At 37.4% G+C, this 10,299-nt stretch carries 11 protein-coding genes and 1 riboswitch; of the genes, 9 read left to right on the top strand and 2 right to left on the bottom strand.

Going from position 1 to position 10,299, the window contains the following annotated elements; all coding sequences use genetic code 11:
- The first annotated feature begins 316 nt into the window (after positions 1 to 316).
- Positions 317 to 1,066, top strand: coding sequence for a TIGR02206 family membrane protein (locus PHP06_06185; GenBank protein MDD3840147.1), 750 nt, complete (start codon positions 317 to 319; stop codon positions 1,064 to 1,066).
- A 78-nt stretch (positions 1,067 to 1,144) separates the two neighbouring features.
- Here the strand turns inward: PHP06_06185 and tyrS are convergent, their stop codons facing one another.
- Positions 1,145 to 2,371, bottom strand: a complete 1,227-nt coding sequence (gene tyrS, locus PHP06_06190) for a tyrosine--tRNA ligase (GenBank protein ID MDD3840148.1) — start codon at positions 2,369 to 2,371, stop codon at positions 1,145 to 1,147.
- A gap of 504 nt (positions 2,372 to 2,875) precedes the next feature.
- Between tyrS and PHP06_06195 the strand changes: the two genes are divergently transcribed.
- The 3 genes from PHP06_06195 (at position 2,876) to PHP06_06205 (ending at position 4,800) form a co-directional block, all read left to right on the top strand.
- Positions 2,876 to 3,193, top strand: a complete 318-nt coding sequence (locus tag PHP06_06195) for a hypothetical protein (GenBank protein ID MDD3840149.1) — start codon at positions 2,876 to 2,878, stop codon at positions 3,191 to 3,193.
- 211 nt (positions 3,194 to 3,404) lie between these two features.
- On the top strand, positions 3,405 to 3,593 hold the full coding sequence (locus PHP06_06200) for a hypothetical protein (GenBank protein ID MDD3840150.1): 189 nt from the start codon (positions 3,405 to 3,407) through the stop codon (positions 3,591 to 3,593).
- Complete coding sequence (locus PHP06_06205) at positions 3,553 to 4,800, top strand: CCA tRNA nucleotidyltransferase (protein MDD3840151.1); 1,248 nt, start codon at positions 3,553 to 3,555, stop codon at positions 4,798 to 4,800. The genes PHP06_06200 and PHP06_06205 overlap by 41 nt, the downstream gene beginning before the upstream one ends.
- 20 nt (positions 4,801 to 4,820) lie before the next feature.
- Here PHP06_06205 and PHP06_06210 read toward each other — a convergent pair whose 3' ends face one another.
- Positions 4,821 to 5,153, bottom strand: coding sequence for a cytoplasmic protein (locus PHP06_06210; protein MDD3840152.1), 333 nt, complete (start codon positions 5,151 to 5,153; stop codon positions 4,821 to 4,823).
- Positions 5,154 to 5,378: 225 nt separating this feature from the next.
- A riboswitch (glycine riboswitch) is annotated at positions 5,379 to 5,470 on the top strand.
- Between the two features lie 63 nt (positions 5,471 to 5,533).
- On the opposite strand from PHP06_06210, the gene gcvT reads away from it, so the two are divergent.
- The 5 genes from gcvT to PHP06_06235 form a co-directional block, all read left to right on the top strand.
- Positions 5,534 to 6,646 (top strand): glycine cleavage system aminomethyltransferase GcvT, encoded by a 1,113-nt coding sequence (gcvT, locus tag PHP06_06215; protein ID MDD3840153.1) that lies wholly within the window; start codon positions 5,534 to 5,536, stop codon positions 6,644 to 6,646.
- A 17-nt stretch (positions 6,647 to 6,663) separates the two neighbouring features.
- Positions 6,664 to 7,047, top strand: a complete 384-nt coding sequence (gcvH, locus tag PHP06_06220) for a glycine cleavage system protein GcvH (protein MDD3840154.1) — start codon at positions 6,664 to 6,666, stop codon at positions 7,045 to 7,047.
- A gap of 2 nt (positions 7,048 to 7,049) precedes the next feature.
- Positions 7,050 to 8,393, top strand: coding sequence for an aminomethyl-transferring glycine dehydrogenase subunit GcvPA (gcvPA, locus tag PHP06_06225; GenBank protein ID MDD3840155.1), 1,344 nt, complete (start codon positions 7,050 to 7,052; stop codon positions 8,391 to 8,393).
- Positions 8,390 to 9,847, top strand: a complete 1,458-nt coding sequence (gene gcvPB, locus PHP06_06230; protein MDD3840156.1) for an aminomethyl-transferring glycine dehydrogenase subunit GcvPB — start codon at positions 8,390 to 8,392, stop codon at positions 9,845 to 9,847. The genes gcvPA and gcvPB overlap by 4 nt, the downstream gene beginning before the upstream one ends.
- Before the next feature lie 135 nt (positions 9,848 to 9,982).
- A partial coding sequence (locus PHP06_06235; GenBank protein MDD3840157.1) for a MarR family transcriptional regulator occupies positions 9,983 to 10,299 on the top strand: 317 nt, incomplete at its 3' end.

Below are 10,299 nucleotides of genomic sequence, written 5' to 3' on the forward strand. Positions count from 1 at the left end.
AACCCTCTATATATATGTTCCTGTTCGATATTAATTTAAACTTCGTTGAGGAAGTATATAATACCCGGAGATGCGACTTAATGTGTCACACTATACATTAATATTTATAATAATAGTGTGGCAGATTGCGGAGCACGGAGGGTATTATATACTCCTGGTACTGCTAATATTTGCAAATATAACAGTAAATATATACGGAACATATATAGAAGAACGTTCATGAGCAGTTCACTAACCTTCTATATTTAACTCAAATTTTGTTGAGAGTGTATATAATTATAGATAGAATGATAGATGAAAAGAGAGGTGTTTTATATTGCAGCAGTTTTTCGGGCCGGATTTTACAGGCCAGCCTTTTAAGGATCTGTCTGGGCAGCATGTGGTTGTTTTAATAGTGGTAGCTGTTGCTAGTATAGCTATTTATTTATCGAGAGAAAGGATAAATATAAAAGGTAGATATGATATTATGAGGTATTCTTTTGCATTCATACTAATAATACAAGAGGTATTACTCAACATTTGGTATGTGATAAACGATAGATGGTCCTTGAAATACTCACTTCCACTTCATTTGTGTGGAATTTCAGTTATATTATGCATACTTTTGCTGTTGACCCAAAGTTATTTTATATACGAGATTGTTTACTTTTGGGGGATGGGTGGCGCGCTACAGGCCATCATTACTCCGGATATGGGAAGATATAACTATACCCATTTCAGATTTTATCAGTTCTTTATTGCACACGGCATGATAGTCATGACCGTTTTGTTTTTTACATTTGTAAAAGGATATAAACCTACTTTAAAATCTGTTGCAAAGGCTTTTATAGCCACAAATATTTACTCAGCCGTCATTTTCCCTGTAAATGTCATTACTGGAGGAAACTACTTGTTTCTACGTAGCAAGCCAGCATCTCCTTCTATTATGGATTTTTTAGGAGAGTGGCCCTGGTATATTTTTTGGCTGGAAATTGTAGCTATAGCAATATATATTGTACTGTATGTGCCTTTTGTAATATCAAGTATAGCTAGAAGGCGAAAGGAAAGTCGGTATTGGCATATGTGATGTATATTGGAAGTCAGTTGTTATGCGGGAGGAAAGATATCCATTTGGCTCCCACATAACGTATAGTTGAGTGTCAGCTTATACCAGTCTTATTTGATGGTATACTTTTTTGCCTTTTCTTATCATGAGTTTATTGTCTTCAAAATGCTCTTTAGTTACTACAAAATCAATATCTGATATTCTTTCATCTTGTACATAGATTCCACCCTGCTTTATAAGTCTTCTGGCTTCGCTTCGCGAAGAGACCAACTCTGCTTTTTGTAAAAGACTTATTATATCAAGACCTTGTTCAAAAACAGACTTTTCTATATCTGTATGAGGAATATTATCTGAATCTGTTTTTTTCACAAACAGGGCTTTGGCAGCTTTTTGTGCTTTTACTGCCTCTTCCTCACCATGTACAAGTTTTGTAACCTCGTAGGCCAATATTTCTTTAGCTTTATTTATTTTAGAACCTTCAAGAGCCCCTAATTTTCTAACTTCATCCATTGGGATAAAAGTCAGCAGTGCAAGGCAGTTTTCCACATCTGCATCATCTATATTTCTCCAGTATTGATAAAAATCATAGGGGGAAGTTTTGTTTGCATCCAGCCATACAGCACCTGACTCAGTTTTGCCCATTTTCTTGCCTTGACTGGTGGTCAATAGGCGGAATGTTAAACCATAGGCAGGTTTATTTTCCACTTTCCTAATCAATTCCACCCCACCGATGATGTTAGACCATTGGTCGTTACCTCCTAACTGCATTTTACAGTTGTACTTACGATTGAGAAGTAGGAAATCATAAGATTGCATGAGCATATAGTTGAATTCTAAGAAAGACAATCCTTTTTCCAGCCTAGTCTTAAAACACTCGAAGGTGAGCATCCTGTTTACTGAAAAATGCACTCCAATTTCTCGTAAAAATTCTATATAATTAAGGTCAAGCAACCAATCGGCGTTGTCTACAATGATAGCTTTTCCCTCTGAAAAGTCCAGAAAACGGGAAAGCTGTTTTCTAAATGAATTGACATTGTGTTGTGTCTGTTCTTTTGTGAGTATTTTACGCATATCGGTTTTTCCTGTAGGATCGCCTATCAATCCGGTGCCGCCACCTAAAAGAGCTATAGGCCTGTGCCCTGCCCTTTGCATATGCATCATGACCATTACTTGTACAAAGTGACCTACATGCAAGCTATCAGCAGTAGGGTCAAACCCTATATAGAAAGTTACCTTTTCATTCTCCAAAAGTTCTTTTATCTCTTGTTCATGTGTGGCTTGTTCTACAAATCCTCGTTCTTTAAGCACATCATATACATTGCTCATTTCTTAATACCTCCATAATTTTTTGTATCAAAAAAGGCTTTTCGTCTATCATAAGGACGAAAAGCCCGTGGTACCACCTTAATTCACATCATACAAAACAGATGCCTCTTACCATTATAACGCATGGTGTGCGCAATTTGTCATTGGAAACTCCGGAGTGTAATTCGCATTGCTTTATGTGCTGCAGATTTTTCATCAACCAACCTGCTTTCTGGGATTGTAACCATAAAGTGCTACTAGATTCCTTCATAGTTATAGTATTCTTTTTGCAATATATTATATATTTTATTTATAATTTGTCAAGGCGATATAATTTTTTTCTGAACGATATATGATAATATTCTATTACATCATTCTAGCTTATCCTAAAAGACATTTTCTATTATCTATCAATATTTGTTTAATGGATAAAATATAGGGTAAATTTATAATTGACAGGATAAAAAAAATCTAGTATTATAACTTAAAGACTGACTGGTCGGTCCAGTAAAGGGAGAGATTCTGTTGGAAGTATTAGGTAGTATTTTTACAATGTTGATGATTTTTGTTTTGATAAGGAGTTTGTTTTGGGCATTCCTAATGTTTTATAATCCTAATAAAACAGTAAAAAAACCTCAAGATCAGGTTTTAGATGAAGATGGTAGCAATGACCCAGCGTACGAGAGTGAACAAAAAGTAAAGGTCTATCAACCTGAAATGGTAAAAGATTTAGAATGTGGAGAATATATAGATAAAAGCAAAGCATATATTGCTGTGGTAGATGGTAAGCGTTACTATTTTTGCAGCTGGGACTGCAGACAAAAATTTATTGAAGCAAATTAAGGCATTTCCAATGCCTTTTTTTGTTTTTATGGCATTTACAAAGAATAGTGGAACTTTTTAAATTATTAAGAGTCTTATTATATAGGGGAACATATTTATAGAATGCTTATCTTTAATATAGTCCAGGGCGCGTTTGCTATTCCATGTTTATTGAGCAATTTCTGCTATATTCCATAATATAAATGAAAATATTTAAAAGAGAGGTTATATAATGGGAGGAGATGTATTTGATACAATTAAGATAGTATTGCTCAAAGCGTTGGTTATATCATTGATATATGTGGGTATATTGATAGCGATAGCTATAGGTATATATTATTTGATAAAAAGAATAAAAAAGATAAAGAGGGACGATAAAAATGAAGATAAGCCTTCCCAAAGAGATAAAATTAATTTTTAATGTCTTCCATCAAAATGGGTTTGAGGCTTTTGCTGTAGGAGGATGTATCAGAGATAGCTTGATGGGTATAATGCCTAGGGATTGGGATATAGCAACTGATGCTTTGCCCCAAAAGGTAAAACAATTATTTGAGGGAAATGGGTTTAAGGTTATACCTACGGGTATTGTGCATGGGACGGTAACTGTTATTGTAGATGGTAGTTCTGTAGAAGTGACTACCTATAGAATAGAAAGTAATTACAGCGATAATCGCAGACCCGATAGCGTAGAGTTTTCTAAGGATTTAAAGACCGACCTGGAGAGAAGGGATTTTACCATAAATGCTATGGCATATAATCCTTTGTGTGGTTTGGTCGATATATTTGGCGGTTTGGAAGATTTAAACAAAGGTATAATAAGATGCGTAGGCAATGCTGATGAAAGATTTCAGGAAGATGCGCTGAGAATGCTTAGGGGGATCAGATTTTGTTCTCAGCTAGATTTTGGGATGGAATTTAATACATTTGTTTGTATAATGGCAAAAAAACATTTATTAGATAACATAAGTAGGGAGAGGATAAGAGATGAGATAAATTCTATATTGTTATCACCTAATGCGGCAAAAGGAATTGACCTTCTTGCGTGGTCCGGACTATTGGAAATAGTTTTTTCAGATTATTATATTCCCGTTTCCAGTCATACTTTGAGAGCTATTGATTTTTCGAATAATGACTTAATTATTCGGCTTGCCGTCATATTGCATCAAACAACTTTGGATGTTGCATCTAAAATGCTTAAGGGTTTAAGGTATGACAACGATACGATAAACAGAGTTTGTAAGTTGATAGGTATCTTTGATACCCAGTTGCACTGTAGCAAACCATATATAAAAAGACAACTGAATAAGTATGGAGTTGATGTTTTTTCAGATTTTTTAAAAGCAAAAAAAGCATGCTTATATGCTGGTGACAAATTCAATATAAAAAATAAGCTTGAGCAGATAGATAAGGTCAGTGAGGTTGTTAAAAATATATTGGACGATGGGGAGTGTTTTAGCTTAAAACAACTTGAAATAACCGGACAAGATATTATTGATATGGGTTTAGCTCCTGGGCCTGAGGTAGGGCATGTATTGGGAAAATTGCTGGATAAAGTTATCCAGCAGCCGGAATGCAATAAAAGAGATGTTCTGATACAGATGGCTGCTGGTATCATAAAGGAGACCTAGCAGGCCTCCGGTATGCTTAATTATAATGTAATTATTGAATAGCCTTGTTCTATGTATTTGTTCATAGAAGGATGACCATTCAACTCATCGTTTAAGGGTATTCCGCAGTTTTTATTGTACTCCAAACTGTCGGTTGCACTGGAACAGGCTTTGCATATAGAATCGAAAAGACCTTCTTGTTTTACCTTAACGAAAAGTTTATTTTGTTCCATTTCTTGAATCAGCTTGGTGGATTTTCCTTCAACGACTATCCTGACATCTCTTCCTTTTTGTTTCATTTCCAAAGCATTCAACAGCACATGTATAAAGCACATGGATTCAGGGTTAAATGTAAAAAAAGCTATTTTTTTCATATAAAAATTCCTCCTTTTGTTATATATACAATTGATACCCGGTATTTGATGTTGACAAACTATATTATTTCGTTATTGAAATACTTTAATTATTATAATAAAATATAAATAAAATATGATATTTTTCCATATGATAATAGCGAGAGATATATCTTTGAGATAGCCGAAGAAGCAATACAACAGCTGCCCTACTGTGGTAGAAATTTTCAGGCAAAAAATCGCTGTTTGATGGATCCTGGAAAGTCTGCAAAAGCGGCGCCGTAGGGGCAATACATATTATTGTAGAATCTCTCAGGTGAAAAGACAGGGGATATGATGGCATGTTGTTTGCCGTGCCGTTATATCCTTATTTTTTTATTAAAAGGAAGGAGGAATGTTTTATGCAAGCACAAGAGTTGAAAAGGACGCCTTTATACAGCATTCATAAGGAATATGGTGCCAGAATCACCGAATTTGCAGGTTGGGAAATGCCTTTACAATACCAAGGAATAATCCCTGAGCATGAAGCTGTCAGGAAAGATGCAGGTATTTTTGATGTATCCCATATGGGAGAAATACGAGTTAAAGGCAAGGAATCAGTGGATTTTTTACAATATGTAATAACCAATGATTTGGACAATATAAATGATGGAGCGATGCTTTATACACCTGTATGTTATCATGACGGAGGTGTAGTTGATGATGTGTTAATTTATAAATTTTCTCAAACACATTATTGTGTAGTGGTAAATGCATCTAACAGGGAAAAGGATTACAAATGGTTTATACAGAATGCAGAGGGTTACGACGTATCCATCGATGATATATCAGAGCAATTCTGTCAATTAGCCATACAAGGTCCTAAAGCAGAGACTATACTCAAAGAGCTGACACAATACAGTATTTCTGATATCAAATTCTTTAATTTTAGGCAAGATGTTAGCATAGCGGGAGTGGATTGTATTGTTTCCAGGAGTGGTTATACTGGGGAAGATGGGTTTGAAATATATGCACCTGCTGGATATGCGCAGCAACTATGGAGAAATATAATAGACAGTGGAACAAAGCATGGATTAAAGCCTTGTGGTTTAGGATGTAGAGATACATTGAGGTTTGAAGCATCTTTGCCCCTTTACGGAAATGAAATATCCAAAGATATAACTCCATTGGAGGCAGGGCTTGGGATATTTGTCAAGCTGGGGAAAACTGATTTTATAGGTAAGGATGCTCTTTTAGAACAAAAACAGAAAGGCGTTAAAAGAAGGATTGTAGGCATCGAGATGAAGGGTGGAGGTATAGCTAGACATGGTTATGATGTATTATATTCTGATAGGGAAATAGGTTTTATTACCACAGGTTATCGCTCCCCTTCACTAAAGAAAAATATCGCACTGGCTATGCTGGATGTTGATTTTTGTAAGATAGGGACTGAGGTTAAAGTGTCCATCAGGAAGAGGATGGTGGATGCTGTTGTGATAGACAGAAGATTTTATAACAAAAACTATAAAAAATGAATGGGAGGAATGAATATATGAAGGTAATAGATGGACTTTATTATACGGAGGAACACGAATGGTTAAAGGTGGAAGGAAACAGGGCATATATCGGGATAACTGACTTTGCCCAGGATACCTTAGGAGATGTTGTATTTGTAGAATTGCCGGAAGAGGATACGGAGCTGAATTTAGGGGATGCCTTTGCGGTGGTTGAATCGGTAAAGGCAGCATCAGACGTGTATACACCTATATCTGGAAAAGTAACTCAGGTAAATCAAGAGCTATCTGACCAGCCAGAACTTTTAAATACCGATCCGTACGGCAGTTGGATGGTTGTGTTAGAGATGGATGATCAATCTGAACTGGAGGATTTGATGGATGCAGAGGAGTATCAGGAATTCTGTGATGAGGAGGTATAAAGATGCATCATTATATACCCAACACTGATGATGATAAGAAGTTGATGCTGGATGAGCTGGGGATTGATGATATACAATGTTTATTCAAAGATGTACCTGAGGATATTAAGCTTAATAGGAGCTTGAATCTAAAGGGTTCTTTATCTGAAATGGAGCTAGAGGACAGGATGAAGGATATTGCCAGCTTAAACAAAAGCACTGAGGATTTAGTATGTTTTATGGGTGCAGGAGCCTATGACCATTATATACCGTCTGTTGTAAAACATGTATTATCTAGGTCGGAATTTTATACAGCTTATACGCCCTATCAGGCTGAAGTGAGCCAAGGCACCCTTCAAACTATATTTGAATATCAGACCATGATATGTGAACTCACAGGTATGGATGTGGCAAACGCATCGATGTATGATGGTGCTTCAGCATGTGCTGAAGCCGCTGTGATGGCAGCTGCCGTCACAAGAAAGGATAAGGTAGTTGTAGCCAAGACAATTCATCCTGAAACTAGGAAGGTGCTGGACACTTATACAAAGTTTAAGGGCATGGACATAGTAGAAATAGATCAGAAGGACGGGGCTACCGATTTGGAAAAGCTAGAAGCTGCAATGGATGATAATACTGCAGCTGTTATCGTTCAAAGCCCAAATTTTTTGGGGATAATAGAAGAATTGGAATTGATAGAAAAGCTAACACATAGCAAAAAGGCACTTTTAATAGTCAGCGTTGATCCTATATCTTTAGGTATATTGAAGAGTCCAGGTGAAATAGGTGCGGATATCGCTGTAGGGGAGGGGCAATGTTTAGGCAATCAACTGAACTTTGGAGGGCCTTATCTAGGATTTATGGCTGTGACTTCAAAGCTGATGAGAAAGATGCCGGGCAGAATAGCAGGGCAGACTGTTGATGCCCAGGGAGATAGGGGATTTATTCTCACTCTTCAGGCTCGCGAGCAACACATAAGGAGAGAGAAAGCTACCTCCAATATATGTACCAATCAGGCCCTCAATGCCCTTGCAGCTGCGGTGTATATGACAGCTTTAGGTAAAAAAGGCATCAGAGAGGTTGCAACGCAGTGTCTAGCAAAAGCTCACTATGCTTATGATATTATTACAAAAACAGATGGTTTTTCAGGCGTGTTTGACAAGCCATTTTTTAAGGAATTTGTTATCGATTGTCCTGTAGATTGTTCAAAAGTAAATGATACTTTGTTGAAAAATGGGATTTTGGGAGGTTTTGAGCTAGTAAATCACTATCCGGCTTACAGTAGAGCCATGTTATTTTGCGTCACAGAAAAGAGGACTAAACAGCAAATGGATGATCTTGCTCATGTATTGGAGGGGATAAGATGAAAGGTTACAATAAGCTGATATTTGAATTGTCCAGTGAGGGACGTATCGGATACTCTTTACCTGAATGTGATGTGCCTTGCCAGGACTTGGAAGATTATGTACCTGAACATTTGCTATCTGATAGAGATGTACAATTGCCGGAAGTGAGCGAAATTGATATGATAAGGCATTACATGTGTCTGTCCCAAAAAAATTACAGTGTGGATTCTAATTTTTATCCTCTTGGTTCTTGTACCATGAAATACAATCCAAAGATAAACGAGGATGTAGCAAATTTAACGGGATTTACCAAGGTACATCCCTACCAACCTGAAAGTACTGTACAGGGTTGTTTAAAGCTTATGTATGAGCTTTCCTATATGCTCGCCGAGATAACAGGGATGGATAATGTTAGCCTTCAACCTGCTGCAGGTGCCCAGGGGGAGCTTACCGGACTTTTGATAATAAAAGCTTACCATGAAAATAGAGGAGACCATAAGAGGAAAAAAATAATTGTACCTGACTCTGCACATGGAACAAATCCTGCCAGCGCAAGTCTTGCCGGTTTTGAGATGGTAGAAGTAAAATCATTTGAGGATGGTACTGTGGACATACAGGATTTAGAGAGGGTATTAGGTGACGATGTCGCAGGACTTATGCTCACCAACCCTAATACTTTAGGGTTGTTTGAAAGGAATATCAAGAGGATAGCAGACCTGGTACACGATGCAGGAGGACTCTTATATTATGATGGAGCAAATATGAACGCTATAATGGGAATAGCTAGACCCGGAGATATGGGGTTTGATGTCATACACTTGAATCTGCACAAGACATTTTCCGCCCCCCATGGAGGTGGTGGTCCTGGCAGCGGGCCTGTAGGAGTAAAAAGCAAGTTAGCTCCCTTCCTGCCTTTGCCAGCAATAGAGCTTAAAGATGGAGTGTATTCATTGGATTACCATAGGCCCGAAAGCATAGGCAAGGTAAAAAGTTTTTATGGTAACTTCGGTGTCATGGTAAAGGCATATGCTTATATACTCGCCATGGGGGCTAACGGGCTCAAGCAGGCTAGTGAAATGGCGGTGCTCAATGCAAATTATTTGATGCATAAATTAAAAGACGATTATAATATGACTGCTGAAGGGGTGTGTATGCATGAATTTGTGTTGGGAGGACTCAAGGATGCACCCGAAGGAGTAACAACGCTGGACGTTGCAAAAAGATTGACTGATTATGGTTTTCATCCTCCAACAGTGTATTTTCCTCTAATAGTAAAGGAAGCCTTGATGATAGAGCCTACCGAGACTGAGAGTAGGCAAACGTTGGATGGTTTTGTAGATGCTATGATAAGAATAGCAGAAGAGGCCAGGACAGATCCACAGCTTCTCAAGGATGCGCCTCATGATGCTCCTGTCAAGAGGCTGGATGAAGTTATGGCTGCTAGGAAACCTATGATTAGATACCAGAAAAAATAGTTGCATACGCAACTATTTTTTTGTTATAATTTTAGAAAGCAGATTAGTCGCATCTCCAGGTATTATATGCACCAGATATAGAATCTTACACGTACGGAACCTTGTATATAAGAACATCGATGAAAGGAGAGAAACGTGGATAAGGATAGTTCTATAGGAAGATATTTATCGTATATTTACAGGGCGGGGCATTGTTATATAGGTAAGAGGTTGGAGGAATTCAATATAGGGAGTGGTCAGTATGGATTGCTCTTGTTGTTGTCCAAGAATGACGGAATAAGTCAGGAGAGTCTTTCCGATATAAACAAATTGGATAAGGCCACTGTAGGTAGGGCTATAAAAAAGCTGGAAAACCAGGGATATGTGGTAAGAAAACAGGATGAGCTTGATAAGAGGGCTTATAAACTTTATATTACCCCCAAAGGTGAAAAGGTAGTACCTGAAATAAGAAA

The sequence above is a fragment of the Clostridia bacterium genome (assembly GCA_028698525.1).
Taxonomy (GTDB): domain Bacteria; phylum Bacillota; class Clostridia; order JAQVDB01; family JAQVDB01; genus JAQVDB01.